General features: G+C 71.8%; 25 protein-coding genes. 17 read left to right on the top strand and 8 right to left on the bottom strand.

The genetic code is table 11. The features are described from left to right. Nucleotides 1–5 precede the first annotated feature (5 nt). From tpiA to pgi, 5 genes are all read left to right on the top strand, one after another. Nucleotides 6–782 (top strand): triose-phosphate isomerase, encoded by a 777-nt coding sequence (tpiA, locus tag MUU72_RS02400; RefSeq protein WP_248011392.1) that lies wholly within the window; start codon nucleotides 6–8, stop codon nucleotides 780–782. Between the two features lie 141 nt (nucleotides 783–923). Continuing rightward, nucleotides 924–1,160 carry a preprotein translocase subunit SecG gene (gene secG / locus MUU72_RS02395; protein WP_066973461.1) on the top strand — a complete coding sequence of 79 codons (237 nt, stop codon included), beginning with the start codon at nucleotides 924–926 and terminating at the stop codon, nucleotides 1,158–1,160. 154 nt (nucleotides 1,161–1,314) lie between these two features. Continuing rightward, nucleotides 1,315–1,650, top strand: a complete 336-nt coding sequence (locus MUU72_RS02390; protein WP_016578660.1) for an RNA polymerase-binding protein RbpA — start codon at nucleotides 1,315–1,317, stop codon at nucleotides 1,648–1,650. A gap of 220 nt (nucleotides 1,651–1,870) precedes the next feature. After that, nucleotides 1,871–3,184 (top strand): MFS transporter, encoded by a 1,314-nt coding sequence (locus MUU72_RS02385; RefSeq protein ID WP_248011391.1) that lies wholly within the window; start codon nucleotides 1,871–1,873, stop codon nucleotides 3,182–3,184. Nucleotides 3,185–3,240: 56 nt separating this feature from the next. Then, nucleotides 3,241–4,893 (top strand): glucose-6-phosphate isomerase, encoded by a 1,653-nt coding sequence (gene pgi, locus MUU72_RS02380; RefSeq protein ID WP_248011390.1) that lies wholly within the window; start codon nucleotides 3,241–3,243, stop codon nucleotides 4,891–4,893. A gap of 76 nt (nucleotides 4,894–4,969) precedes the next feature. Here pgi and pgl read toward each other — a convergent pair whose 3' ends face one another. From pgl to tkt, 5 genes are read right to left on the bottom strand one after another with little or no spacing between them, the layout of a single operon-like run. Beyond that, nucleotides 4,970–5,776 (bottom strand): 6-phosphogluconolactonase, encoded by an 807-nt coding sequence (pgl, locus tag MUU72_RS02375; protein ID WP_248011389.1) that lies wholly within the window; start codon nucleotides 5,774–5,776, stop codon nucleotides 4,970–4,972. After that, a complete protein-coding gene (gene opcA, locus MUU72_RS02370) occupies nucleotides 5,773–6,861 on the bottom strand; it encodes a glucose-6-phosphate dehydrogenase assembly protein OpcA (protein ID WP_248011388.1) in 1,089 nt (362 codons plus the stop codon). The genes pgl and opcA overlap by 4 nt, the downstream gene beginning before the upstream one ends. Next, a complete protein-coding gene (gene zwf / locus MUU72_RS02365; protein ID WP_248011387.1) occupies nucleotides 6,858–8,390 on the bottom strand; it encodes a glucose-6-phosphate dehydrogenase in 1,533 nt (510 codons plus the stop codon). The genes opcA and zwf overlap by 4 nt, the downstream gene beginning before the upstream one ends. Before the next feature lie 4 nt (nucleotides 8,391–8,394). Further along, nucleotides 8,395–9,513 (bottom strand): transaldolase, encoded by a 1,119-nt coding sequence (gene tal, locus MUU72_RS02360; RefSeq protein ID WP_248011386.1) that lies wholly within the window; start codon nucleotides 9,511–9,513, stop codon nucleotides 8,395–8,397. A gap of 35 nt (nucleotides 9,514–9,548) precedes the next feature. Then, nucleotides 9,549–11,651, bottom strand: a complete 2,103-nt coding sequence (gene tkt, locus MUU72_RS02355; RefSeq protein WP_248011385.1) for a transketolase — start codon at nucleotides 11,649–11,651, stop codon at nucleotides 9,549–9,551. A 473-nt stretch (nucleotides 11,652–12,124) separates the two neighbouring features. Here tkt and MUU72_RS02350 point away from each other — a divergent pair, with 473 nt between their 5' ends. From MUU72_RS02350 to MUU72_RS02340, 3 genes are all read left to right on the top strand, one after another. Beyond that, on the top strand, nucleotides 12,125–13,075 hold the full coding sequence (locus MUU72_RS02350) for a heme o synthase (RefSeq protein WP_248011384.1): 951 nt from the start codon (nucleotides 12,125–12,127) through the stop codon (nucleotides 13,073–13,075). Nucleotides 13,076–13,190: 115 nt separating this feature from the next. Next, nucleotides 13,191–13,580 (top strand): type 1 periplasmic-binding domain-containing protein, encoded by a 390-nt coding sequence (locus tag MUU72_RS02345; protein WP_248011383.1) that lies wholly within the window; start codon nucleotides 13,191–13,193, stop codon nucleotides 13,578–13,580. Nucleotides 13,581–13,712: 132 nt separating this feature from the next. Then, nucleotides 13,713–14,759, top strand: coding sequence for an amidohydrolase (locus MUU72_RS02340; protein ID WP_248011382.1), 1,047 nt, complete (start codon nucleotides 13,713–13,715; stop codon nucleotides 14,757–14,759). On the opposite strand, the gene MUU72_RS02335 is transcribed toward MUU72_RS02340, so the two are convergent. The 3 genes from MUU72_RS02335 to MUU72_RS02325 form a co-directional block, all read right to left on the bottom strand. Continuing rightward, nucleotides 14,732–15,727 carry a COX15/CtaA family protein gene (locus MUU72_RS02335; protein WP_248011381.1) on the bottom strand — a complete coding sequence of 332 codons (996 nt, stop codon included), beginning with the start codon at nucleotides 15,725–15,727 and terminating at the stop codon, nucleotides 14,732–14,734. The two genes, MUU72_RS02340 and MUU72_RS02335, sit on opposite strands and share 28 nt — an antisense overlap. A gap of 79 nt (nucleotides 15,728–15,806) precedes the next feature. After that, the gene (locus MUU72_RS02330) at nucleotides 15,807–16,586 is read right to left on the bottom strand and encodes an ABC transporter permease (protein ID WP_248011380.1); all 780 of its coding nucleotides are present in this window, start codon (nucleotides 16,584–16,586) and stop codon (nucleotides 15,807–15,809) included. After that, nucleotides 16,583–17,545, bottom strand: coding sequence for an ABC transporter ATP-binding protein (locus tag MUU72_RS02325; RefSeq protein ID WP_248011379.1), 963 nt, complete (start codon nucleotides 17,543–17,545; stop codon nucleotides 16,583–16,585). Before MUU72_RS02325 ends, MUU72_RS02330 begins: the two co-directional genes overlap by 4 nt. Nucleotides 17,546–17,748: 203 nt before the next feature. Here MUU72_RS02325 and MUU72_RS02320 point away from each other — a divergent pair, with 203 nt between their 5' ends. The 9 genes from MUU72_RS02320 to MUU72_RS02280 all read left to right on the top strand — a co-directional run bounded on the left by MUU72_RS02320 (nucleotide 17,749) and on the right by MUU72_RS02280 (nucleotide 25,119). Then, nucleotides 17,749–18,567: a helix-turn-helix transcriptional regulator gene (locus MUU72_RS02320; RefSeq protein WP_248011378.1), complete on the top strand. Its 819-nt coding sequence runs from the start codon at nucleotides 17,749–17,751 to the stop codon at nucleotides 18,565–18,567. Continuing rightward, entirely contained in the window at nucleotides 18,564–19,985 is a 1,422-nt protein-coding gene (sufB, locus tag MUU72_RS02315) for a Fe-S cluster assembly protein SufB (RefSeq protein WP_248011377.1), read from the top strand. Before MUU72_RS02320 ends, sufB begins: the two co-directional genes overlap by 4 nt. Before the next feature lie 58 nt (nucleotides 19,986–20,043). Then, a complete protein-coding gene (sufD, locus tag MUU72_RS02310; protein ID WP_248011376.1) occupies nucleotides 20,044–21,240 on the top strand; it encodes a Fe-S cluster assembly protein SufD in 1,197 nt (398 codons plus the stop codon). Further along, complete coding sequence (locus tag MUU72_RS02305) at nucleotides 21,237–21,566, top strand: non-heme iron oxygenase ferredoxin subunit (RefSeq protein WP_248011375.1); 330 nt, start codon at nucleotides 21,237–21,239, stop codon at nucleotides 21,564–21,566. The genes sufD and MUU72_RS02305 overlap by 4 nt, the downstream gene beginning before the upstream one ends. A gap of 7 nt (nucleotides 21,567–21,573) precedes the next feature. Continuing rightward, nucleotides 21,574–22,338 (top strand): Fe-S cluster assembly ATPase SufC, encoded by a 765-nt coding sequence (gene sufC, locus MUU72_RS02300; RefSeq protein WP_248011374.1) that lies wholly within the window; start codon nucleotides 21,574–21,576, stop codon nucleotides 22,336–22,338. Next, a complete protein-coding gene (locus MUU72_RS02295; RefSeq protein ID WP_248011373.1) occupies nucleotides 22,335–23,591 on the top strand; it encodes a cysteine desulfurase in 1,257 nt (418 codons plus the stop codon). Before sufC ends, MUU72_RS02295 begins: the two co-directional genes overlap by 4 nt. Before the next feature lie 37 nt (nucleotides 23,592–23,628). Continuing rightward, on the top strand, nucleotides 23,629–24,087 hold the full coding sequence (sufU, locus tag MUU72_RS02290; protein ID WP_248011372.1) for a Fe-S cluster assembly sulfur transfer protein SufU: 459 nt from the start codon (nucleotides 23,629–23,631) through the stop codon (nucleotides 24,085–24,087). After that, the gene (locus MUU72_RS02285; RefSeq protein WP_248011371.1) at nucleotides 24,084–24,419 is read left to right on the top strand and encodes a metal-sulfur cluster assembly factor; all 336 of its coding nucleotides are present in this window, start codon (nucleotides 24,084–24,086) and stop codon (nucleotides 24,417–24,419) included. Before sufU ends, MUU72_RS02285 begins: the two co-directional genes overlap by 4 nt. A 151-nt stretch (nucleotides 24,420–24,570) precedes the next feature. Further along, on the top strand, nucleotides 24,571–25,119 hold the full coding sequence (locus MUU72_RS02280; protein WP_248011569.1) for a TetR/AcrR family transcriptional regulator: 549 nt from the start codon (nucleotides 24,571–24,573) through the stop codon (nucleotides 25,117–25,119). Nucleotides 25,120–25,164 lie beyond the last annotated feature (45 nt).

Raw genomic sequence — 25,164 nt, 5'->3', positions numbered from 1 at the left:
CACCTGTGAGTGACCGCACCCCGCTCATGGCGGGCAACTGGAAGATGAACCTCAACCACCTCGAGGCCATCGCGCACGTCCAGAAGCTCGCGTTCGCGCTCAGCGACAAGGACTACGACCAGGTGGAGGTGGCGGTGCTGCCGCCCTTCACCGACCTGCGCTCGGTGCAGACCCTGGTCGACGGCGACAAGCTCAAGATCAAGTACGGCGCCCAGGACCTCTCGGCGCACGACTCCGGCGCCTACACCGGCGAGATCTCCGGCGCCATGCTGGCCAAGTTCCGGTGCGCCTACGTGGCCGTCGGCCACAGCGAGCGCCGCCAGTACCACGGCGAGGACGAGGAGATCTGCAACGCCAAGGTCAAGGCCGCCTTCAAGCACGGTCTGACCCCGATCCTCTGCGTCGGCGAGGGCCTGGACGTCCGCAAGGCCGGCAACCACGTCGCGCACACCCTCGCCCAGGTCGACGGCGGCCTGAAGGACGTCCCGGCCGAGCAGGCCGGGACCCTGGTGATCGCCTACGAGCCGGTGTGGGCCATCGGCACCGGCGAGGTCGCCACCCCCGAGGACGCGCAGGAGGTGTGCGCGGCCATCCGCGGCCGCCTCGCCGAGCTCTACGGCCAGGAGGTGGCCGACAAGGTCCGCATCCAGTACGGCGGCTCGGTCAAGTCCGGCAACGTCGCGGCGATCATGGCGCAGCCGGACGTGGACGGCGCCCTGGTCGGCGGCGCGTCCCTGGACGTGGACGAATTCGTGAAGATCGTCCGCTTCCGCGATCAGTAGCAGCTATGACGACGGGCCCGGCCCGTCGTACCCTGTCGGGGCCGGGTTCGGTGTCCAGCGCACCGCCCCGGCCCCGCACCGTCCGGCCCGCCGGGAGGCCGGCGCGTCCCGTCCGACAGTCCTCAGAGAGTTGGTCCAGCCGTGGTCATCGGGTTCTCGATCGCCCTCATCATCTTCAGCCTCCTGCTGATGATGCTGGTGCTCATGCACAAGGGGAAGGGCGGCGGCCTGTCCGACATGTTCGGTGGCGGTATGCAGTCCACGGTCGGTGGCTCCTCGGTCGCCGAGCGGAACCTCGACCGCATCACCATCGTGGTGGGCCTGCTCTGGTTCGCCTGCATCGTCGTGCTCGGCATCCTGGTCAAGCTCGGCAGCTGACATACCGTCGGGGGCGCGGCCTATCATGAGGGCGGCGTCCTGGGACGGTAACTCGTGTCATTGGACGCGCGTTGGGCCTTACGTAGACTGGGGCGCCCGCAGCGAGGAGTCGCTGCGAGAGGCACGCGGCACCATGACGCAGGGAGTTACGACCGTGGCAAGTGGCAACGCGATCCGAGGAAGTCGGGTCGGGGCGGGGCCGATGGGGGAGGCCGAGCGCGGCGAGTCCGCGCCGCGCATCCGCATCTCCTTCTGGTGCTCCAACGGGCACGAGACGCAGCCCAGCTTCGCCGGTGATGCCCAGGTGCCGGACACCTGGGACTGCCCCCGCTGTGGTTTCCCGGCCGGCAAGGACCGGGACAGCCCGCCGGACCCGCCGCGCACCGAACCGTACAAGACGCACCTCGCCTACGTCCGGGAGCGCCGCAGCGACGCCGATGGCGAGGCGATCCTCGCGGAGGCGCTCGCCAAGCTCCGCGGCGAGATCTGACGGCACGGCACCGGACGTTCCTGCCGCCTCGCACCACCGGCCCGGCCGGAGGGGACCGCCCCTCCGGCCGGGCCGCGGCGTTCCCGGACCGGGCCGGCGCATCTGAGGACCCGGCCGGGGAAAGTGCCGCAGGCCCGTTGTCAGTGGCCGGCCGTACCGTTGCGGACAGGTGCGGATCCCGCGCGGGGGTCCGGTGGGACGTGCGGCGGCGGGGGCGGGCATGGCGGTTGCGGAAGCGGGCGGGGCGGGGGGAGGTGGCGCGGCCGCCTGGCGCGGTGGCTTCGGGCGGCTGTGGAGCGCGGCCGCGGTCTCCCGCTTCGGTGACGCCCTGACGGGCACCGCCCTCCCGCTGCTCGCCCATGCCCTGACGGCCGATCCGCTGCTGATCGCGCTGGTCACCGCCTGCGGGTTCGCGCCGTGGCTGCTGTTCGGCCTGGTGGGCGGGGCGGTCGCGGACCGCGTGGACCAGCGGCGCGCGATGTGGGCGGTCGATGTGCTGCGCGGACTGCTGATGGGCGGTTTCGCGCTGGCGGTGGCCGCCGGTGCGGCCCGGATCGGGCTGCTGCTGGCGCTGGCCTTCGCGCTCACCACCCTCCAGACGCTCTTCGACAACGCCGCCACGGCCCTGCTGCCGGCGGTGGTGCCCAAGGAGGCGCTGACCTCAGCCAACGCCCGTCTGATGACCGCTCAGCAGGTCGCCGGGCGGTTCGTCGGCGGGCCGTTGGCGCCGGCCCTGATCGGGGTGGGCCTCGCACTGCCCTTCGCGGCGGACGCGGCGACGTATCTGCTCGCCGCCGCGCTGGTCGCCTCGCTGCGCACCGGCGCACCGCCCCGTCCGCCGGCCGCTCCGGGGCGCACCCTGCGGCGGGAAGTGGCCGCCGGGCTGCGGGCGTTGTGGCGCGACGGCGTGCTGCGCTGGTTCTGCTGCTCGGTGGCGCTGGGCAACACCGGCATCGGCGCGCTGATCGCCGAACTGGTCGTCATCGTCAAGGACCGGCTGGGCGCCGGGGACCACGGCTATGCCGCGGTGACCACGGCCTACGGCGCCGGCACGGTGCTCGGCGGGCTGCTGGCCGCCCGGATCGCGGCCCGGGCCGGCGGGCAGCTGCGCACCGTCCTCCTGGCCGGCGCGGCGCAGACGGTGGTGCTGGTGGTGTTCGGGACGGTGCGCGCGCTGTGGCCGGCGGCCCTGGCGCTGGGCCTGTTCGGCCTCGCCGGCACGGTGTGGAACGTCCTGGAGACCACGGTGGTGCAGCAGCGCGCTCCCGAGGGGATGCTGGGGCGGACGAGCGCCGCCTTCCGCACCGTCTCCCTCGCCGGGACGCCGCTGGGCGCGCTGCTGGGCGGTGCGGCCGCGGTGGCCCTGGGCCCCGGCTCCCCGGCGCTGCTGGCCGCCGCCCTGCTGGGGCTCGGCACCCTGGTGCTGATACCGGCCCTGCGCCGCGGCGAGCGCGCGCCGTCCGCGAGCGGCCGGCTGCCTTCCCCCGCTCCCGACTCCCCTGCGGGAGCGGGTGGTGCCCCCACCGCGTTCTGATCAATTAGGTTGGAGGACGGCGGGGCCGCTACGAGATGAAGAAGGCTGATGTCCGAATGAACGCAGAAGGCCACAGCAGGCTCGACCAGATGCCCGAGTGGACCGCGTTGAGCAAGCACCGCGAGCAGCTGCGGGAGGTGCACCTGCGGGAACTGTTCGCCAAGGATCCCGGCCGCGCGGGGCGGTTCACCCTCCGGGTCGGCGATCTGCATCTGGACTACTCCAAGCACCTGGTCACCGACGAGACGCTGCGGCTGCTGCGGGAACTGGCCGCGGCGACCGACGTGGCCGGGCTGCGGGACGCGATGTTCCGCGGTGAGAAGATCAACCTCACCGAGAACCGCTCCGTGCTGCACACCGCGTTGCGCGCGCCCTCCTCGGCGGTCATCACCTCCGACGGGGAGAACGTCGTCCCCGAGGTGCACGCGGTGCTCACCAAGATGGCCGCCTTCGCCGACCGGGTCCGCGGCGGCGCGTGGAAGGGCCACACCGGCCGGCGCATCAAAACGGTCGTCAACATCGGTATCGGCGGCTCGGATCTGGGCCCCGCGATGGCGTACGAGGCGCTGCGCGCCTACACCCACCGGGACATGCAGTTCCGCTTCGTCTCCAACGTGGACGGCGCCGATCTGCACGAGGCGGTCCGCGACCTGGACCCGGCCGAGACGCTGTTCATCATCGCCTCGAAGACCTTCACCACCATCGAGACCCTCACCAACGCCGCGTCCGCCCGGGACTGGCTGCTGGCCGGTCTCGGCGCCGGGGCGGAGGCGATCGCCAAGCACTTCGTGGCGCTGTCGACGAACGCCGAGAAGGTCGCCGCGTTCGGCATCGACACCGCCAACATGTTCGAGTTCTGGGACTGGGTCGGCGGCCGCTACTCGTACGACTCGGCGATCGGCCTGTCGCTGATGATCGCGATCGGCCCGGAGCGGTTCCGCGAGATGCTGGCCGGCTTCCACCTCGTCGACGAGCACTTCCGGACCGCCCCGCCGGAGGAGAACGCCCCGCTCCTGCTGGGCCTGCTGGGCATCTGGTACGGCAACTTCTGGGACGCCCAGTCGCACGCCGTCCTGCCCTACAGCCACTACCTCACCAAGTTCACCGCCTACCTCCAGCAGCTCGACATGGAGTCCAACGGCAAGTCCGTGGACCGCCAGGGCAACGCCGTCGCCTGGCAGACCGGCCCGGTGGTCTGGGGCACTCCCGGCACCAACGGCCAGCACGCCTACTACCAGCTGCTCCACCAGGGCACCAAGATGATCCCGGCGGATCTGATCGGCTTCGCCCGGCCGGTGGCGGACCTCCAGCCGCATCTGGTCGCCCAGCACGACCTGCTGATGGCCAACCTCTTCGCGCAGGGCCAGGCGCTGGCGTTCGGCAAGACGCCGGACGAGGTGCGCGCCGAGGGCGTCGCCGAGGAGCTGGTGCCGCACCGCACGTTCCGCGGCAACCACCCCACCACCACGATCCTGGCCGCGGAGCTGAGCCCGTCCGTACTGGGCCAGTTGATCGCGCTCTACGAGCACAAGGTGTTCGTCCAGGGCGCGGTGTGGAACATCGACTCCTTCGACCAGTGGGGCGTCGAGCTGGGCAAGGTCCTGGCCAAGCGCGTCGAGCCGGCCCTCACCGAGGGCGCGGAGGTGCCGGGCCTGGACGCCTCCACGGCCGGCCTGGTCGCCAAGTACCGCGAGCTGCGCGGGCGTTGACGGGCACTACGGCGACGGCCCCGCACCGGTGCAGGTGCGGGGCCGTCGCCGTAGGGGCCGGGAGCCGGGCTCCGGGTCAGGAGGAGGCCGGCGGGTAGAGGCCGCGCGGCAGCTGGTCCGCGGCCGCCTCGTCCAGCAGCCACAGGGTGCGGCCGCGGCCGCGCGCACCGGCCGCCGGGGCCTGGATCTCCCCGGCTCCGGAGAGCGCCATGGCCACCGCGTTGGCCTTGTCGGCACCGGCCGCCAGCAGCCAGACCTCGCGGGCCGCGCGGATCGCCGGCAGGGTCAGCGAGATCCGGGTGGGCGGCGGCTTGGGCGCGCCGTGCACCCCGACCACCGTCCGCTCCCGCTCCCGGACTCCGGGGAGTTCGGGGAAGAGCGAGGCGACATGGGTGTCCGGGCCGACGCCGAGCAGCAGCACGTCGAAGGACGGCACCGGGCCGCCCGCGTCGGCCGCCGCCGAGCGGTAGTGCTCGGGCCCCGCGGCGGCGGCGAGTTCGGCTGCGTACGCCTCGGCGGCGGCGTCCGCGTCATGGCCGTACGCGCCGTCCGAGGACGGCATCGGGTGCACCCGGGCGGGGTCCAGCGGGACGCTGTCCAGCAGCACCTCGCGGGCCTGGGTGTGGTTGCGCTCCGGGTCGCCGTCCGGCAGGAACCGCTCGTCGCCCCACCACAGGTCCAGCCGGGACCAGTCGACCGCGTCCCGGGCGGGCGCCTCGGCCAGGGCCGCGAGCAGCCCGTTGCCGTTGCGCCCGCCGGTCAGCACGACGGAGGCGGAGCCGCGGGCCGACTGGGCGTCGACGATCCGGGTGATCAGCCGGGCCGCGGCGGCCCGGGCCATCAGCTCCTTGTCGCGGTGGACGACGACCTGCGGTGCGCTCACTTGGCGGCCGCCTTCTTGCCGGCCTTCTTCGCCGCCGGCTTGGCGGCCGCGCCACCGGCCTCGGCCCCGTCACCCGCCTGCGCCGTCTCACCGGTCTCCGCCGGGGCGGACGGGGCGTCCGCCGGGCCGTCGGGGCTCCCGGCGACCGGGCCGGAACCCGGCAGCTGGAGCCGGTCCACGCCGTACTTCAGCGCGGCGGCGTAGATGTCGTCCGGGTCGAGCCGGCGCAGCTCCTCGGCGAGGAGCTCGGAGGTCTCCCGCCGCTTGAGCGCCACCGCGCGGTCCGGCTGGCCGGGCATGCACAGCGTGGCCAGCGAGCCGTCCGGACGGTCCAGGACAATCGTTCCGGCAGTGGACTCCAGCCGGACCGCGGTGAGCCCGGGACCGGCCGAGACGGCGCGGGTGACCGGGACGCCCAGCCGGTCGGCGAGCCACATGGCGAGCAGCTCGCAGCTGGGGTTGAACTCCTCACCCTCGACCACGGCCGAGGAGACCGTGCACGGCGCCTGGTCGAGCGCCGCCGCCAGCATCGAGCGCCAGGGCGTGATGCGGGTCCACGACAGGTCGGTGTCGCCGGGGGTGTAGGTGTCGGCGCGGCCGGTCAGCTCCTCGATGGGCTGCTCGGCGGCGTAGGCGTCGGTGACCCGGCGCTGGGCCAGCGCACCGAGCGGGTCCTTGGCGGGGTTCAGCGGGGCGTTGACGGCCCACCAGACGACGACCGGGGCGTCCGGCAGCAGCAGCGGCAGCACCACCGACTGGGCGTGGTCGATCGCCTCGCCGTACAGCCGCAGCACCACCGTCTCGCCGGTGCCGGCGTCCGTGCCCACCCGCACCTCGGCGTCCAGGCGGGCCTTGGCGCGGTCGCGCGGCGACCGGCTGACCCGCTTGATGACGACGAGGGTGCGCGAGGGGTGCTCGCGGGAGGCGTCGTTGGCCGCCCGCAGCGCGTCGTAGGCGTTCTCCTCGTCGGTGACGATGACGAGGGTGAGCACCATGCCGATGGCCGGGGTGCCGACGGCGCGGCGCCCCTGCACCAGCGCCTTGTTGATCTTGCTGGCCGTGGTTTCCGTCAGATCGATCTTCATGGCCGACGCCAGCTCCGTCCGTCTCGTGCGAGCATTTCGTCCGCCTCGTCGGGGCCCCAGGTGCCCGCCGGGTACTGCGCGGGCTTGCCGTGCTTGTCCCAGAACTCCTCGATCGGGTCGAGGATCTTCCAGGACAGCTCGACCTCCTCCAGCCGCGGGAAGAGGTTGGCGTCGCCGAGCAGCACGTCGAGGATCAGCCGCTCGTACGCCTCGGGGCTGGACTCCGTGAAGGACTCGCCGTACGCGAAGTCCATCGACACGTCGCGCACCTCCATCGAGGTGCCCGGGACCTTGGAGCCGAACCGCACGGTCACGCCCTCGTCCGGCTGCACCCGGATGACCAGGGCGTTCTGCCCCAGCTCCTCGGTGGCGGTGTGGTCGAACGGCGAGTGCGGGGCGCGCTGGAAGACCACCGCGATCTCGGTGACCCGGCGGCCCAGGCGCTTGCCGGTCCGCAGGTAGAAGGGGACGCCCGCCCAGCGGCGGTTGTCGATCCCCAGCTTGATCGCGGCGTAGGTGTCGGTCTTCGACGCCGGGTCGATGCCCTCTTCCTGAAGGTAGCCGACGGCCTTCTCGCCGCCCTGCCAGCCCTCGGTGTACTGCGCCCGGACGGTCTCCCGGGCCAGGTCCTTGGGCAGCCGGACGGCACCGAGCACCTTGGTCTTCTCCGCGACCAGGGCGTCCGCCTCGAAGGAGGCGGGCTCCTCCATGGCGGTCAGCGCGAGCAGCTGGAGGAGGTGGTTCTGGATGACGTCGCGGGCCGCGCCGATGCCGTCGTAGTAGCCGGCCCGGCCGCCGATGCCGATGTCCTCGGCCATCGTGATCTGCACGTGGTCGACGAACGAGCGGTTCCACAGCGGCTCGAACATGGTGTTGGCGAACCGCAGCGCCAGGATGTTCTGGACGGTCTCCTTGCCCAGGTAGTGGTCGATCCGGAAGACCTCGTTGGGCGGGAAGACCTCGTGGACGATCCGGTTCAGCTCCTGGGCGCTGGCCAGGTCGTGGCCGAACGGCTTCTCGATGACCGCCCGGCGCCAGGAGCCCTCCTTCTGGTCGGCCAGCCCGTGCTTCTTCAGCTGCTGGACGACCTTGGGGAAGAACTTCGGCGGGACGGACAGGTAGAAGGCGAAGTTGCCGCCGGTGCCCTGGGCCTTGTCCAGCTCGTGGATGGTGGTCTTGAGGGTCTCGAACGCCTCGTCGTCGTCGAAGTTGCCCTGGACGAAGCGGCAGCCCTGCACCAGCTGCTGCCAGACCTCCTCGCGGAACGGCGTACGGGAGTGCTGCTTGACGGCTTCGTACACCTCCTGCGCGAAGTCCTCGTTCTCCCACTCGCGGCGGGCGAAGCCGATCAGCGAGAAACCTGGCGGCAGCAGACCGCGGTTCGCCAGGTCGTAAACGGCAGGCATCAGCTTTTTACGTGACAAATCACCCGTGACGCCGAAGATGACCAGGCCCGACGGCCCCGCGATGCGCGGGAGCCGTCGGTCCGCGGCGTCACGGAGCGGATTCGCTCCATGAACAGCGGTCAAGGGATCAGCCCTCCGAGGGAGCGAGGCGCGACAGCTCCGCCTCCGTCGACTTGAGCAGGTCGTTCCAGGACGCCTCGAACTTCTCCACGCCCTCCTCCTCCAGGAGCTGCACGACCTCGTCGTACGAGATGCCGAGCGCGGCGAGGGCGTCGAGGTCGGCCTGGGCGGCGGCGTAGGTGCCGCGCACCGTGTCACCGGTGATCTCACCGCGGGCGGCGGTGGCCTCCAGGGTGGCCTCCGGCATGGTGTTGACGGTGCCCGGGGCGACCAGCTCGTCCACGTACAGGGTGTCCTTGTACGCCGGGTCCTTCACACCGGTCGAGGCCCACAGCGGGCGCTGCTTGTGGGCGCCGGCCTTGTCCAGGGCCGCCCAGCGCTCCGAGGAGAAGACCTCCTCGTACGCCTGGTACGCGAGCCGGGCGTTGGCCAGTGCGGCCTTGCCCTTGAGGGCCTTGGCCTCGTCGGTGCCGAGCCGCTCCAGGCGCTTGTCGATCTCGGTGTCCACCCGGGACACGAAGAACGAGGCCACCGAACGGATCTTGGACAGGTCCAGGCCCGCGGCCTTGGCCTTCTCCAGACCCGCGAGGTAGGCGTCCATCACCGCGCGGTAGCGCTCCAGCGAGAAGATCAGCGTGACGTTGACGCTGATGCCCAGGCCGATCACCTCGGTGATGGCCGGCAGGCCCGCCTCGGTGGCCGGGATCTTGATCAGCGTGTTCGGGCGGTCCACCAGCCACGCCAGCTGCTTGGCCTCGGCGACGGTCGCCTCGGTGTTGTGCGCCAGCCGCGGGTCGACCTCGATGGAGACCCGGCCGTCCTGGCCGCCGGTGGCGTCGAAGACCGGGCGCAGCACGTCGGCCGCGTCCCGGACGTCCGCCGTGGTGATCATGCGGATGGCTTCCTCGACGGTGACCCGGCGGACCGCGAGGTCGCGCACCTGCGGCTCGTAGCCGTCGCCCGAGGAGATCGCCTTCTGGAAGATCGAGGGGTTGGTGGTGACGCCGACGACGTGCTGCTGGTCGATCAGTTCGGCCAGATTGCCGGACGTGATGCGCTTGCGCGACAGGTCGTCCAGCCAGATCGCCACGCCCTCGTCGGAAAGGCGCTTGAGTGCGTCTGTCATGGGTTTAAGCATCTCCTACTAGTCGTGTACGGGCGTCAGCGCGCGGCGGCGGCGAGCGAGGCGCGGGCGGCGGTGGCGACCGCTTCCGGGGTGAAGCCGAACTCGCGGAAGAGCAGCTTGCCGTCGGCGGAGGCGCCGAAGTGCTCCAGCGACACGATCCGGCCGGCGTCCCCGACGTAGCGGTACCAGGTCAGCCCGATGCCGGCCTCGACCGCGACCCGGGCCTTGACCGACGGCGGCAGGACGCTGTCCTTGTACTCCTGGTCCTGCTCCTCGAACCACTCCACGCACGGCATCGAGACCACGCGGGTCGGGATGCCCTCGGCCTGGAGCTGCTCGCGGGCGGCCACCGCCAGCTGCACCTCGGAACCGGTGCCGATCAGCACCACCTGCGGCTCGGCGGGCGCACCGTCGGCCGTGGCGGCCTCGAAGCGGACGTAGCCGCCCTTGGCGGTGTTCTCGTCGGCGTCGTAGGTCGGCACGCCCTGGCGGGTCAGCGCGAGACCGTGCGGGGCCCCGACGCGGAACTCCTTGGTCCAGCGGCGCATGATCTCGCGCCAGGCGAGCGCGGTCTCGTTGGCGTCGGCCGGGCGGACCACGTTCAGGCCCGGGATGGCGCGCAGCGAGGCCAGGTGCTCGACCGGCTGGTGGGTCGGGCCGTCCTCGCCCAGGCCGATGGAGTCGTGCGTCCACACGTACGTCACCGGCAGGTGCATCAGCGCGGACAGCCGGACGGCATTGCGCATGTAGTCGGAGAACACCAGGAAGGTGCCGCCGTAGATGCGGGTGTTGCCGTGCAGCGCGATGCCGTTCATCTCCGCGGCCATGGAGTGCTCGCGGATACCGAAGTGGACGGTGCGGCCGTACGGGTCGGCGCCCGGCAGCGGGTTGCCCTTCGGCAGGAACGACGAGGTCTTGTCGATGGTGGTGTTGTTCGACCCCGCCAGGTCGGCGGAGCCGCCCCACAGCTCGGGGATGACCGCGCCCAGCGCCTGGAGCACCTTGCCGGAGGCGGCACGGGTGGCCACCGCCTTGCCGGTCTCGAACGCCGGCAGGTGGTCCTCCCAGCCCTCGGGCAGGTCGCCCGCGGCGATCCGGTCGAACTGCGCGGCGCGCTCGGGGTTGGCGGTCCGCCAGGCGGCGAACGCCTTGTCCCACTCGGCGCGGGCCTCACGGCCGCGGTCCAGGGCCGCACGGGTGTGCGCCAGGACCTCGTCGGCGACCTCGAAGCTGCGCTCCGGGTCGAAGCCCAGCACGCGCTTGGTGGCGGCGACCTCCTCCTCGCCCAGCGCGGAGCCGTGCGCGGCCTCGGTGTTCTGGGCGTTCGGGGCCGGCCAGGCGATGATCGAGCGGACCGCGATGAACGACGGGCGCTCGGTCTCCTCCTGGGCCGCCTTCAGGGCCTTGGCCAGACCGGCCGGGTCCAGGTCGCCGCTGGGCAGCTGGTCCACCCGCTGGACGTGCCAGCCGTAGGACTCGTAGCGCTTGAGGGTGTCCTCGGAGACCGCGGTCTGGGTGTCGCCCTCGATGGAGATGTGGTTGTCGTCCCACAGCAGGACGAGGTTGCCCAGCTTCTGGTGGCCGGCCATGGAGGACGCCTCGGCGGCGATGCCCTCCTGGAGGCAGCCGTCACCGGCGACGGCCCAGATGGTGTGGTCGAACGGAGAGGTGCCCGGTGCCGCGTCCGGGTCGAACAGACCGCGCTCGTAGCGGGCGGCCATCGCCATGCCCACGGCGTTGGCGACACCCTGGCCCAGCGGGCCGGTGGTGGTCTCCACGCCGGTGGTGTGGCCGTACTCCGGGTGGCCCGGGGTCTTCGAGCCCCAGGTGCGGAAGCTCTTGAGGTCGTCCAGCTCCAGGCCGTAGCCGGCCAGGTAGAGCTGGATGTAGAGCGTCAGGCTGGAGTGTCCGGCGGAGAGGACGAACCGGTCCCGGCCGGTCCAGTCCGCGTCCGCCGGGTCGTGCCGCATCAGCTTCTGGAACAGCACGTAGGCGGCGGGTGCCAGGCTCATGGCCGTACCCGGATGGCCGTTACCGACCTTCTGCACGGCATCCATGGCCAGGACGCGGACGGTATCCACAGCCCGCTGGTCCAGTTCGGTCCACTCGAAATCTGTGGTGGTCGGCTTGGTGCTCACCCTGAGTCAGGGCTCCTCTCCACATGTCGAACGCGGACGGAATGTCCGCCCAGGCGGTGTCGAGCCTACCCCCGTACCAGGGCGCTCCTTTTCGACGCTCAGTCGGCGATTTCGGCGCTCAGTCGGTGCTCAGTCGGGGGGTTCCGCGCTCACTCGGCGGGGTATCGCGGAAACGCTTTTGTCGCTTAGTGCAACCAACCCGGCACCTCGGGCATTCCCGGCACCGGCGGGCTGCGCCTACGACCAGACTGCCGGGCCCGGGGCACCCTCGCCTCCCGAACGCCGGAGCGGACGCGGCGGGGTGCTCCGGGGACCGGGCCCCCAACACGACCCCACCCCCGCGAGAGCCGCCGTATGGCCAACGTCTAAAGTGGCGTGGTAAGCGCAAGCCTTTACCGGGTGTTCTCCGCCGGCGGAGCTTGCTGGCCTTATCTCCGCGGCTGCGGCCGCTGACGTTACTTCCAGGGGTGTGCGTGACGGCCGTCGAAACCCGTCCTGCGGGGGGGCTCTCTCAGGTCCCCGGGAGTCCCGGTAACCGGCCGTTCGGTGCCCGGCTCAAGGCGTTCGTGGCGCTGACCAAGCCGCGGGTCATCGAACTTCTGCTGATGACGACGGTGCCGGTGATGTTCCTGGCGGCCGGCGGGGTCCCGGATCTGTGGCTGGTGCTGGCCACCTGCGTCGGCGGATACCTCTCCGCCGGCGGGGCCGCCGCCTTCAACATGTACCTCGACCGCGACATCGACGCGATGATGGACCGCACCTCCCAGCGTCCGCTGGTGACGGGCATGGTCTCGCCGCGCGAGTGCCTGGTCTTCGCCTCCGCGCTCACGGTCGGCTCCACCGCGCTGTTCTGGTACCTCGTCAACCCGCTGTCGGCGATGCTGTCGCTCGGCGCGCTGCTCTTCTACGTCGTCGTCTACACGATGATCCTCAAGCGGCGGACGAGCCAGAACATCGTCTGGGGCGGCATCGCGGGCTGCATGCCCGTCTTCATCGGCTGGTCCGCGGTCACCAACCGCGTCTCGTGGGCCTCGTTCATCCTCTTCCTCGTCATCTTCTTCTGGACGCCGCCGCATTACTGGCCGCTGTCGATGAAGGTCACCGACGACTACAAGCGGGTCGGCGTGCCGATGCTGCCGGCCGTCGCGGGCAACAAGGTCGTGGCCCGGCAGATCGTCCTCTACAGCTGGGCGATGGTCGCGGTCTCGCTGCTGCTCCAGCCGCTGGGCTACACCGGCTGGTTCTACACCGGGGTCGCGCTCGCCTGCGGCGCCTTCTGGCTCCGCGAGGCGCACGCCCTCCAGTCCCGCGCCAAGGCCGGGATCACCGGGCCCAAGCTCAAGGAGATGCGCCTCTTCCACTGGTCCATCACCTACGTCTCGCTGCTCTTCGTCGCCATCGCGGTGGACCCCTTCCTGCGCTAGCCGCCTACCCACCTCCCGGCCGGGGAACCGGGCCGGGGCGCCGGGCCGTGGCGCCGGGCCGGGAGGTGTGGGGGATCACCCCCACAAAGGCGCTACCGGTGGGTAGCATGCTGGTATGGCAGACACCCAGCAGGCGGACGGGCAGGCGGCGGCCGGCGGTACGGCCACCGCGACGACGGCGGAGAAGCGGGCCGGCAAGCAGGCCGACCGGCTCGCCCGGCAGATCCGCGCCTTCGCGCGCACGCACGGCGGCAGCGCCGAGGGCCAGCTCGCCCACATCGGCCGCGGCCGCACCCGGATCGCCCTGGTCGGTGCCAACGGCGAGTGGGGCACCCTCGTCGCCGACAGCCTCCCGGCCGCGCGGCAGGCCGCCGAGCGGGCCGGTATCGAGCTCCGCGACGACTTCGACGGCGAGCTGGCCGCCAAGGTCCGCACCGGCCCCTACGAGTGGTCCCGGATGGCCGGGATCCAGGTGGGCGGCCCGGCCAACCCCGCCGCTTCGTAAGCCCCCCGGGACGCCGCCCCGGTGCCGTGCGCCGGGGCGCACCGCCCGCTACCTCACCACCCGCTCGCCCGTTAGGCTCACCGGGCGCGGTGGCCCGGCCACGCCCCGCGCGCCGACGGCGAGGAGAGGCGGATGGACACACTCCCCCCGCTCATCGACCAGCACAGCCACGGCGCCGGCCACGGCGAACTGGGCCTGGGCTCCTTCGAGGCGCAGCTGGCCGCCGCGACCGGCGCCCACGGCCCGGCCCCGGCCGGCACCAGCCACTTCGACACCCGCACCGGCCTGGCGATACGCCGCTGGTGCCCGCCGCTGCTCGGCCTGGAGCCCTCCTGCCCGCCGGTGCGCTATCTGGCCCGGCGGCGCGAGCTGGGCGCCTTCCACGCCCAGCGGAGGCTGCTGGGCGGCGCCGGTATCGGCACGTTCCTGGTGGAGGCCGGCGCCCCGGCCTCCCTGACCTCGGCCGGTGAACTCGCCGCGGCCGCCGGGGCCCGCGCCTACGAGATCGTCCGGCTCGAACCGCTCGCCGAGCAGGTCGCCGACACCTCCGGCAGCGTCGCGGCCTTCCTCGGCTACACCGCCGAGGCCCTCTACTCCGCCGCCCAGCACGCCACCGCCTTCGCGTCCGGCGCGGCCTTCTGCGACGGGCGGGCCCCGGAGGCGGGCGAGGTCCGGCGGGCCGCCGACCGCTGGCTGCGCGGCCGCCGCCCCGGGGACCGGCTCGCGGAGCCCGCGCTCGTCCGGCACCTGCTGTGGAGCGCGGTGGCGACCGGCCTGCCGGTGCAGCTGCACTGCGCCGATCCGCAGCCGCTGGCGCCCTTCCTGCGGGCCACCGCCGGGCTCGGCTGCGATCTGGTACTGCTGCCGGCGGCCCCGTACCACCGGCGGGCCGCCCGGTTCGCCGCCGTGCACGCCCACGTCTACGCGGACGCCGGCCCGTTCCCGGAGGAGACGCTGGCCCGGGCGCCGTTCGGCAAGCTGCTGTTCTCCTCGGGCGCGCGCGGCCTGCCGGAGCTGTACGTGGCCGCCGCGCGGCTGTTCGCCCGGGGCCTGGCGCGCGTGGTGGGGGAGTGGACCGCCGAGGGGCTGTGCGGCGCCGCGGACGGGCGGCGGATCACCGAGCTGGTCGGCTCGGGGACCGCGCGCCGGGTCTACCGGCTGGCGGCCGGGGCGAGCTGACCGTCCGCCACCTCGCCGGCGTCCGCCGGGGCCGGGTCGTCCACCGGGAGCGGACCGCGGTCGCGCAGCGACAGGCTGACCCGCAGCACGACGATCCACACCAGGGTCGAGCCCAGCATGTGGAGCCCGACGACGACCTCCGGCAGGCCGGTGAAGTACTGGATGTAGCCGATGACGCCCTGGAAGGCGAGGCACCCGAGGAGCTCCAGCGCCGCCCGGCGCGGCAGGGCCGGGGCCTTGACCGCGCGCAGCACGAACCACAGGGCCACGCTCAGGCCGACCACGATGTAGACGAAGTCGACGTGGAGCTGGGTGACCTCCTGCCAGTTCAGCGGGATGCGGTGCACCTCGTGCGCGTCGCCGGCGTGCGGGCCGGTGCCGGTGACGACCGTGCCGATGACGGTCAGCGCGCCGGTCGCCACGACCAGCAGCCAGGCCAGCTGGCGGATGGGCCGGGCGACCACGTCGCGCGGCTCCTCGTCGCCCTCCTTGGCCCGCTGCCAGCCCAGTACGGAGACCGTGAGCAGGGCCGTGGTCAGCAGGAAGTGGGCGGCGACGAGGTAGGGGTTCAGGCCGGTCAGCACGACGATGCCGCCCCAGACCGCGTTCCCCATGACGATCCAGAACTGCGCCCAGCCGAGCCGGGTGAGCGAGCGGCGGCGGGGGGCGCGGGCCCGGGCGGCGATGATGAACAGCCCGATGAACGCGCACAGGACGTACGTCAGCAGGCGGTTGCCGAACTCGATGAGGCCGTGGACGCCCATCTCGGCGGTCGGGGTGAGGCTGCCCGGTGTGCAGCGGGGCCACGACGAGCAGCCCAGGCCGGATTCGGTCAGCCGGACCGCGCCGCCGGTCACGACGATGATCACGGCCATCACCACGGTGGCGAACGCCGCCCGCTCGATGAAGCGCGCGGACGGCTGCCAGCGGCGGGCGATCAGCTCAAGGGGGTTCAGCGTGTTCGGCACGTGAGACATCGTAGGCCGCGGCTTGTGCGTGTTTTCACGAGGGGGGCCCGATGTGCCGCGCGCCGCGGGTGGCCCGGGGTTACTCCCAGCGGAAGAACTTCGCGGCGGCGCCCAGGCCCAGGACGGCCCAGACGGCCAGGATGCCGAGGTCCGCCCAGGGCAGCCCGGCACCGTGCGCCAGGACCGTGCGCAGCCCGTCGGACAGCGCGGAGATCGGCAGGAACTGGAGCACCTGCTGGGCCGCGGCCGGGAACTTCGCCAGCGGCACGATCACCCCGCCGCCGACCAGCAGCAGCAGGAAGACCAGGTTGGCGGCGGCGAGGGTGGCCTCGGCCTTGAGGGTGCCGGCCATCAGCAGCCCCAGCCCGGAGAACGCGGCGGTGCCCAGGACCAGCAGCAGGGCCACCGTGAGGGGGTTGCCGTGCGGCGACCAGCCCAGCGCGAGCGCGACCACGGTGAGCAGCGCGATCTGGAGGACCTCGGTGACCAGCACCGCGCACGTCTTGGCGGTCATCAGGCCCCAGCGCGGCAGCGGCGAGACGGCCAGCCGCTTCAGCACGCCGTAGCGCCGCTCGAAGCCGGTGGCGATGGCCTGCCCGGTGAACGCCGTGGACATCACGGCCAGCCCCAGCACGCCGGGCGCGAGGAAGTCCACCGGTTCCCCGGCGCCGGTGTCGATGATCCGGACGGTGGAGAACAGCACCAGCAGCAGGGTCGGGATGACGACGGTGAGCAGCAGCTGCTCGCCGTTGCGCAGCAGCATCCTGGTCTCCAGGGCGGCCTGCGCGCGGATCATCCGGGGCAGCGGGGCCGCCCCGGGACGCGGGGTGAACGTACCGGTACCGGTCGCGGTGGTCATGCGCGCAGCTCCTTGCCGGTCAGTTCCAGGAAGACGTCCTCCAGGGTGTGCCGTTCGACGGCTATCGCGTCGGGCATGACGCCGTTCTGGGCGCACCAGGAGGTGACGGTGGCCAGCAGCTGGGGATCGATCCGGCCCTGGACGCGGTAGGTGCCGGCGGTGAGCTCGGCGGCCGCGCTGTCGGCGGGCAGCGCCTTCAGCAGCGAGGCGACGTCCAGGCCCGGGCGGCCGGAGAAGCGCAGGCTGTTCTCGGCGCCCCCCTTGCACAGCTCCTCGGGGCTGCCCTGGGTGACGACCCGGCCGCCGTCGATGATCGCGACGTCGTCGGCGAGCTGCTCGGCCTCGTCCATGAAGTGGGTGGTCAGCACCACGCTGACGCCGTCGGTGCGCAGCTCCCGGACGAGGTCCCAGGTGGCGCGCCGGGCCTGCGGGTCCAGGCCGGCGGTCGGCTCGTCCAGGAAGACCAGCTCGGGACGGCCGACCACGGCCATCGCCAGGGCGAGCCGCTGCTGCTGGCCGCCGGACAGCCGCCGGTAGGGCGTCCGCCCGCAGCTGCCCAGGCCGAGCCGCTCGATCAGCGGCTCCACGTCCAGGGGGTGGGCGTGCAGGGTGGCGGTGTGCCGCAGCATCTCCTCCGCGCGGGCGCCCGCGTAGATGCCACCCGATTGGAGCATCACGCCGATCCGGGGCCGCAGGGCGGCGGCGTCGGCGACCGGGTCCAGGCCGAGGACGCGGACCCGTCCGGCGTCCGGGCGGCGGTAGCCCTCGCAGATCTCGACGGTGGTGGTCTTGCCGGCGCCGTTGGGGCCGAGGACGGCGGTCACGCTGCCGCGGGCGACGGTGAGGTCGAGCCCGTCCACGGCGGTCTTGGCCCCGTAGCGCTTGACCAGGCCGGTGACCTCGACGGCGGGCTCACGGCCGGGCGATCGGGGGGCGTCCCCCGGGGAGGTGCTGGGCATGCCGGGCAGTCTACGGAGCGGGCCGGGGGCGGCGGGAGCGGGGGACCGGACGGTCCGCGGGACGGTGCCGGCGGCGGGGGCCGCGGCGATTCCGGAGCGTCACCACTCACCGCGGAATTAGGTAACCCTTAGTGATCGAGGCCACCTGTCCGTGATCCGGACGAGGGTTGAATCGCTCCGGCGAATTACGCAACAATGGCGTTGTGAAAAACGTGAGCGAGGAACGGAACAGGCCAGCGGCCCGGCAGCCCGCCGGCCCCGCCGCCTCCGCGCCTGCGCACGACGAGCAGCGCGGCACCCGCAACCGCGTCGCCCGCTCCATTCTCGACCACGGTCCGTCCACCGCGGCCGAGCTGGCGCTCCGGCTGGAGCTGACGCAGGCCGCGGTCCGCCGCCACTTGGACGCGCTGGTCGCCGAGGGCGTCGTGGAGCCCCGCGAGAAGCGCGTCTACGGCGCCCGCGGGCGCGGCCGGCCGGCCAAGGCGTTCGCCCTCACCGACTGCGGCCGCGACGCCTTCGACCAGGCGTACGACGACCTCGCCGCCGACGCCCTGCGCTGGATCGCGCGGAGCGCGGGCGGCGGCGCCGAGGGCGAGGCGGCGGTCGCCGCGTTCGCCCGGGCCCGGCTCGCCGCCCAGGCCGAGGGGTACCGCGAGGCGGTCGAGAGCGCCGACCCGGAGGCCCGCACCGAGGCCCTGGCGAAGGCGTTGACCGCGGACGGGTACGCTGCTACGGCGCGCAGCGCCCCCAACCCCCAGCTCGGTGAACAGCTCTGCCAGCACCACTGCCCGGTCGTCCACGTCGCCGAGCAGTACCCGCAGTTCTGCGAGGCGGAGACCGAGGTCTTCTCCCGCTTGCTCGGGACCCACGTACAGCGCCTTGCCACCATCGCCCACGGCGACGGGGTGTGCACGACCTTCGTCCCGAAGGCCGGCGCCGGCAAGGCCGCCCACCGCACCGGTGGGCGCACCCCACAGACCACCACAGCATCTGCAAGCACGGCCGGGAGGAACCCCGCATGACGCTCCCCACGGAGACTGCTCACCCTGAGCTCGAGGGCCTGGGCAAGTACGAATACGGCTGGGCCGACTCCGACGTGGCCGGCGCTTCGGCGAAGCGCGGTCTCTCCGAGGACGTCGTCCGCGACATCTCGGCGAAGAAGAACGAGCCGGAGTGGATGCTCAAGCTGCGCCTCAAGGGGCTGAAGCTGTTCGACAAGAAGCCCATGCCCACCTGGGGCTCGGACCTGTCGGGCATCGACTTCGACAACATCAAGTACTTCGTCCGCTCCACCGAGCAGCAGGCCGCCTCCTGGGAGGAGCTGCCCGAGGACATCAAGAACACCTACGACAAGCTGGGCATCCCCGAGGCGGAGAAGCAGCGCCTGGTCGCCGGTGTCGCCGCGCAGTACGAGTCCGAGGTCGTGTACCACCAGATCCGCGAGGACCTGGAGAAGCAGGGCGTCATCTTCCTGGACACCGACACCGCGCTCAAGGAGCACCCGGAGCTCTTCCAGGAGTACTTCGGCACGGTCATCCCCGTCGGTGACAACAAGTTCGCGTCGCTGAACACCGCGGTCTGGTCCGGCGGCTCGTTCATCTACGTGCCCAAGGGCGTCCACGTGGACATCCCGCTCCAGGCGTACTTCCGGATCAACACCGAGAACATGGGCCAGTTCGAGCGGACGCTGATCATCGTCGACGAGGACGCCTACGTCCACTACGTCGAGGGCTGCACCGCGCCGATCTACAAGTCCGACTCGCTGCACTCCGCGGTCGTCGAGATCATCGTCAAGAAGGGCGGCCGCTGCCGCTACACGACGATCCAGAACTGGTCGAACAACGTCTACAACCTGGTCACCAAGCGCGCCGTCGCCTACGAGGGCGCGACCATGGAGTGGGTCGACGGCAACCTCGGCTCCAAGGTCACCATGAAGTACCCGGCGGTGTACCTCATGGGCGAGCACGCCAAGGGCGAGACCCTGTCCATCGCCTTCGCGGGCGAGGGCCAGCACCAGGACGCCGGCTCCAAGATGGTCCACATGGCGCCGAACACCTCCTCCAACATCGTCTCCAAGTCGGTGGCGCGGGGCGGCGGCCGGACCTCCTACCGCGGTCTGGTCGAGATCGGCGAGGGCGCCGCGGGCTCGAAGTCCAACGTGCTCTGCGACGCGCTGCTGGTGGACACCATCTCCCGCTCGGACACCTACCCCTACGTGGACGTCCGTGAGGACGACGTGTCCATGGGCCACGAGGCGACGGTCTCCAAGGTCAGCGAGGACCAGCTCTTCTACCTGATGGCGCGCGGCCTGTCCGAGGACGAGGCGATGGCGATGATCGTGCGCGGCTTCGTCGAGCCGATCGCCCGCGAGCTGCCGATGGAGTACGCGCTGGAGCTCAACCGGCTGATCGAGCTGCAGATGGAAGGCGCGGTCGGCTGACCGGCCCCACGCAGCGACCGACTCCCTGAAGAACCAGAAAGCGAGCTAGACGACAGCCATGGCTGAGGCTCAGAACAACCCGGCGACCATCCCCCTGGGGTCCACGACCGCCGGTTCCGTCGCGGTGGCCGCGGAGTCCACCGTCGCCACCCGGATGAGCGCCCCGCCGTCCTACGACGTGGCGGACTTCCCGGTGCCGCACGGCCGCGAGGAGGAGTGGCGGTTCACGCCGCTCGCCCGGCTCAAGGGCCTGCACGACGGCAGCGCCGCGGCCGGCGGTCCCGACCTGAAGGTCGACATCTCCGCACCCGAGGGCGTCACCCACGAGCTGGTCGACCGCACCGACCCGCGGGTCGGCAAGGCCGGCAAGCCGGTGGACCGGATCGCCGCCCAGGCGTACAGCGCCTTCGAGAAGGCGTCGGTGGTCTCCGTCCCCAAGGAGACGGTGCTGGCCGAGCCGATCCGGATCCGGGTGCACGGCGAGGGCGGCACCGCCTTCGGCCACCAGGTGATCGAGCTGGGCGCGTTCGCCGAGGCCGTCGTGGTCATCGACCACACCGGCTCCGGGGTGCTCGCCGCCAACGTCGACTACCTCCTCGGCGACGGCGCCAAGCTGACCGTGGTCTCCGTCCAGGACTGGGACGACGACGCCGTCCACTGCGGCCAGCACAACGCCCTGATCGGCCGGGACGCCTCCTTCAAGTCCGTGGTCGTCACCTTCGGCGGCGACCTGGTCCGCCTCCACCCGCGGATCGACTACGCGGGCCCCGGCGGTGAGGCCGAGCTGTACGGCCTGTACTTCACCGAGGCCGGCCAGCACCAGGAGCACCGCCTCTTCGTCGACCACGACACCCCCAACTGCCGTTCGCACGTGACCTACAAGGGCGCGCTACAGGGCCAGGACGCGCACGCGGTCTGGATCGGCGACGTGCTCATCCAGGCGGCGGCCACCGGCACCGACACCTACGAGCTCAACCGCAACCTCGTCCTCACCGACGGCGCGCGGGTCGACTCGGTGCCCAACCTGGAGATCGAGACCGGCGAGATCGTCGGCGCCGGCCACGCCTCGGCGACCGGCCGGTTCGACGACGAGCAGCTCTTCTACCTGATGGCGCGCGGCATCCCGGCCGACGAGGCGCGCCGCCTGGTGGTCCGCGGCTTCTTCGCCGAGCTGGTCCAGCAGATCGGGCTGCCGGACGTCGAGGAGCGCCTGATGAGCAAGGTCGAGGCCGAGCTGGAAGCGGCCGCGGCATGAGCTACGTACGCGTGGCCGCGCTGAGCGAGCTGGCGGAGGACACCCCCAAGCGGGTGGAGATCGACGGCACGCCGGTCTCGCTGGTGCGTACCGAGGGCGAGGTGTTCGCGATCAACGACATCTGCTCGCACGCGAACGTCTCGCTGTCCGAGGGCGAGGTCGAGGACTGCTCGATCGAGTGCTGGCTGCACGGTTCCAGTTTCGACCTGCGCACCGGCAAGCCGTCCGGCCTCCCCGCGACGCGCCCCGTCCCCGTTTACCCCGTCAAGATCGAAGGAGACGGCCCAGATGCGTCTGTGCTCGTCTCCGTCACCCAGGAGTCCTGAGTCACCCATGGCAACGCTTGAGATCCACGACCTGCACGTCTCCGTCGAGGCCGAGAACGGTCCGCGCGAGATCCTGAAGGGCGTCGACCTGACCGTGAAGCAGGGCGAGACGCACGCCATCATGGGCCCCAACGGCTCCGGCAAGTCGACCCTCGCCTACTCCCTCGCGGGTCACCCCAAGTACACGATCACCGGCGGCACCGTCACCCTCGACGGCGAGGACGTCCTGGAGATGTCCGTCGACGAGCGCGCCCGGGCCGGCGTCTTCCTCGCCATGCAGTACCCGGTCGAGGTCCCCGGCGTCTCGGTCTCCAACTTCCTGCGCACCTCCGCCACCGCCATCCGCGGTGAGGCCCCCAAGCTGCGGACCTGGGTCAAGGAGGTCAAGGAGGCCATGGAGCGCCTCCAGATGGACCCGGCGTTCGCCGAGCGCAACGTCAACGAGGGCTTCTCCGGCGGTGAGAAGAAGCGCCACGAGATCCTCCAGCTGGAGCTGCTCAAGCCGAAGATCGCGATCCTGGACGAGACCGACTCCGGCCTCGACGTCGACGCGCTGCGCATCGTCTCCGAGGGCGTCAACCGCGTCCGCGAGACCGGCCAGGTCGGCACCCTGCTGATCACCCACTACACGCGCATCCTCCGCTACATCAAGCCCGACCACGTCCACGTCTTCGCCAACGGCAAGATCGCCGAGTCCGGCGGCCCCGAGCTGGCGGACAAGCTGGAGGCCGAGGGCTACGAGGCGTACGTGAAGGGGGGCACGAGCGCGTGACACAGCTGCCGGGCCTCCTCGACACCGAGGCGATCCGCAAGGACTTCCCCGTCCTGGACCGCCTGGTCCACGACGGCAAGAAGATCGTGTACCTGGACAACGCGGCGACCTCCCAGAAGCCGCGCCAGGTCCTCGACGCCCTGAGCGCCTACTACGAACGCCACAACGCCAACGTCCACCGGGGCGTGCATGTGCTCGCCGAGGAGGCCACGGCGCTGTACGAAGGCGCCCGCGACAAGGTCGCCGCCTTCATCAACGCGCCGAGCCGCGACGAGGTGATCTTCACCAAGAACGCCTCCGAGTCGCTCAACCTCGTCGCCAACATGCTCGGCTGGGCCGATGAGCCCTACCGCGTGGACCGCGACACCGAGATCGTCATCACGGAGATGGAGCACCACTCCAACATCGTCCCGTGGCAGCTGCTCTCGCAGCGCACCGGCGCGAAGCTGAAGTGGTTCGGTCTCACCGAGGACGGCCGGCTGGACCTCTCGACCATCGAGGAGGTCATCACCGAGCGCACCAAGGTGGTGTCCTTCACCCTGGTGTCCAACCTCCTGGGCACCGTCAACCCGGTCGAGACGATCATCCGGCGGGCCCAGGAAGTCGGTGCGCTGGTGTGCATCGACGCCTCCCAGGCCGCCCCGCACATGGTCCTGGACGTCCAGGCGCTCCAGGCCGACTTCGTGGCCTTCACCGGCCACAAGATGTGCGGTCCGACCGGTATCGGTGTGCTGTGGGGCCGCCAGGAGCTGCTGGAGGACCTCCCGCCGTTCCTCGGCGGCGGCGAGATGATCGAGACCGTCTCGATGCACTCCTCCACCTACGCCCCGGCGCCGCACAAGTTCGAGGCCGGTACGCCCCCGATCGCCCAGGCCGTCGGCCTCGGCGCGGCGGTGGACTACCTCTCCTCGATCGGGATGGCGAACATCGCCGCCCACGAGCACGCGATCACCGAGTACGCCGTCAAGCGGCTGCTGGAGGTCCCCGACCTGAAGATCATCGGCCCGAGCACGGCCGAGGACCGCGGGGCGACGATCTCCTTCACGCTCGGCGACATCCACCCGCACGACGTGGGCCAGGTGCTGGACGAGCAGGGCATCGCGGTCCGGGTGGGTCACCACTGCGCGCGCCCGGTCTGCCTGCGCTACGGAATTCCCGCGACCACGCGAGCGTCGTTCTATCTGTACTCCACCCCGGCGGAGGTCGACACCCTCGTCGAGGGCCTGGAGCACGTCCGCAACTTTTTCGGTTAATTGGGCACCGCGGATGAGGACGAGGACTGACTGAGCCGTGAAGCTGGATTCCATGTACCAGGACGTCATCCTGGACCACTACAAGCACCCGCACGGGCGCGGTCTTCGGGACGGCGACGCCGAGGTGCACCACGTGAACCCCACCTGTGGCGACGAGATCACCCTGCGCGTGCGCCTGAACGGCGCGACGATCGAGGACGTGTCGTACGAGGGCCAGGGCTGCTCCATCAGCCAGGCCAGCGCGTCGGTCCTCAACGACCTCCTGGTCGGCAAGGAGCTCGGCGAGGCGCAGAAGATCCAGGAGACGTTCCTGGAGCTGATGCAGTCCAAGGGCCAGGTGGAGCCGGATGACGCCATGGAGGAGGTGCTGGAGGACGCGGTGGCGTTCGCCGGCGTCTCCAAGTACCCGGCGCGTGTGAAGTGCGCCCTGCTCAGCTGGATGGCCTGGAAGGACGCCACGGCCAAGGCCCTTTCCCAGGAGGCGAAGACCGCATGACCGACACCCCGACCACCACCAAGCCGGCCTCCGAGGAGGAGGTCCGCGAGGCGCTGTACGACGTCGTCGACCCCGAGCTGGGCATCGACGTCGTCAACCTCGGGCTGGTCTACGGCATTCACGTCGACGACGCCAACATCGCCACCATCGACATGACGCTGACCTCGGCGGCCTGTCCGCTGACCGACGTCATCGAGGACCAGGCGAAGTCCGCCACGGACGGCATCGTCAACGAACTCAAGATCAACTGGGTCTGGATGCCGCCGTGGGGCCCGGACAAGATCACCGACGACGGGCGCGAGCAGCTGCGCGCGCTGGGCTTCAACGTCTGAGCGACCCGGCGCCCCGGGCGCTCACCGGCCGTGCCCGCCAGGACCGACTCCTGGCGGGCACGGCCTTTTCTCGTCCGCATGCCTCCGCCGCGTGCTCGCCCTTCGTTGTGTACGCCCGTACGCATCGTTTGTGTACGCTCGTACGCATCTGATGCCGCGCCGCTACGACCCCGGGCGGCGCCAGCGGATCATCGACGCGGCGATCACCGTGGTCGGCGAGCGGGGCATCGCCGGGCTCAGCCACCGCGCGGTGGCGGCCGCCGCGGACGTACCCCTGGGCTCCACCACGTACCACTTCGCCGGCCTCGACGACCTGCTGGTCGCCGCGCTGCGGCAGGTCAACGCGGGCTGGCTGGCGGACTTCGCGCGCTGGGTGGACGGCCTCGACCCGGCCGCGCCGCTCGCCGACGAGGTGGCCCGCCTGGTCGCGGCGACGCTCGCCGGGGACCGCTCCCGGGTGACGCTGGAGTACGAGCTGTACCTCGCCGCGCTGCGGCACGAGGCGGTACGGCCGATCGCCGCCGCGTGCCTGGACGAGATGGCCGACCGGCTCGGCCGGCGGATCGGCGACCTGGCCACCGCGCGGGCCGTGGTGGCCTTCCTCGACGGGCTGCTGCTCCAGTACCTGCTGACCGGCCGCCCGTTCCGGCCGGCCGCGCTGCGCGACGGGCTGGCCGGGGTGCTGGGCGCCCCCCGCTGACCGGCCGCGGCGGCCGGTGCGCCCGGTGCGCCCGGTGCGGACGTA

This window comes from Streptomyces rhizoryzae (assembly GCF_023155275.1).
In the GTDB taxonomy this organism is placed as follows: domain Bacteria; phylum Actinomycetota; class Actinomycetes; order Streptomycetales; family Streptomycetaceae; genus Streptomyces; species Streptomyces rhizoryzae.
The sequence above is the reverse complement of the archived record's forward strand: the minus strand, read 5'-3'. Positions and strand labels throughout refer to the sequence as shown.

Coding starts and splice junctions, on each gene's coding strand:
- MUU72_RS02330 (WP_248011380.1), bottom strand. CDS start 16,586: ATGACCACCGCGACCGGTACCGGTACGTTCACCCCGCGTCCCGGGGCG.
- MUU72_RS02385 (WP_248011391.1), top strand. CDS start 1,871: ATGGCGGTTGCGGAAGCGGGCGGGGCGGGGGGAGGTGGCGCGGCCGCC.
- MUU72_RS02345 (WP_248011383.1), top strand. CDS start 13,191: ATGGCAGACACCCAGCAGGCGGACGGGCAGGCGGCGGCCGGCGGTACG.
- MUU72_RS02305 (WP_248011375.1), top strand. CDS start 21,237: ATGAGCTACGTACGCGTGGCCGCGCTGAGCGAGCTGGCGGAGGACACC.
- MUU72_RS02285 (WP_248011371.1), top strand. CDS start 24,084: ATGACCGACACCCCGACCACCACCAAGCCGGCCTCCGAGGAGGAGGTC.
- sufC (WP_248011374.1), top strand. CDS start 21,574: ATGGCAACGCTTGAGATCCACGACCTGCACGTCTCCGTCGAGGCCGAG.
- MUU72_RS02280 (WP_248011569.1), top strand. CDS start 24,571: ATGCCGCGCCGCTACGACCCCGGGCGGCGCCAGCGGATCATCGACGCG.
- tal (WP_248011386.1), bottom strand. CDS start 9,513: ATGACAGACGCACTCAAGCGCCTTTCCGACGAGGGCGTGGCGATCTGG.
- sufB (WP_248011377.1), top strand. CDS start 18,564: ATGACGCTCCCCACGGAGACTGCTCACCCTGAGCTCGAGGGCCTGGGC.
- sufD (WP_248011376.1), top strand. CDS start 20,044: ATGGCTGAGGCTCAGAACAACCCGGCGACCATCCCCCTGGGGTCCACG.
- MUU72_RS02340 (WP_248011382.1), top strand. CDS start 13,713: ATGGACACACTCCCCCCGCTCATCGACCAGCACAGCCACGGCGCCGGC.
- pgi (WP_248011390.1), top strand. CDS start 3,241: ATGAACGCAGAAGGCCACAGCAGGCTCGACCAGATGCCCGAGTGGACC.
- MUU72_RS02325 (WP_248011379.1), bottom strand. CDS start 17,545: ATGCCCAGCACCTCCCCGGGGGACGCCCCCCGATCGCCCGGCCGTGAG.
- opcA (WP_248011388.1), bottom strand. CDS start 6,861: ATGAAGATCGATCTGACGGAAACCACGGCCAGCAAGATCAACAAGGCG.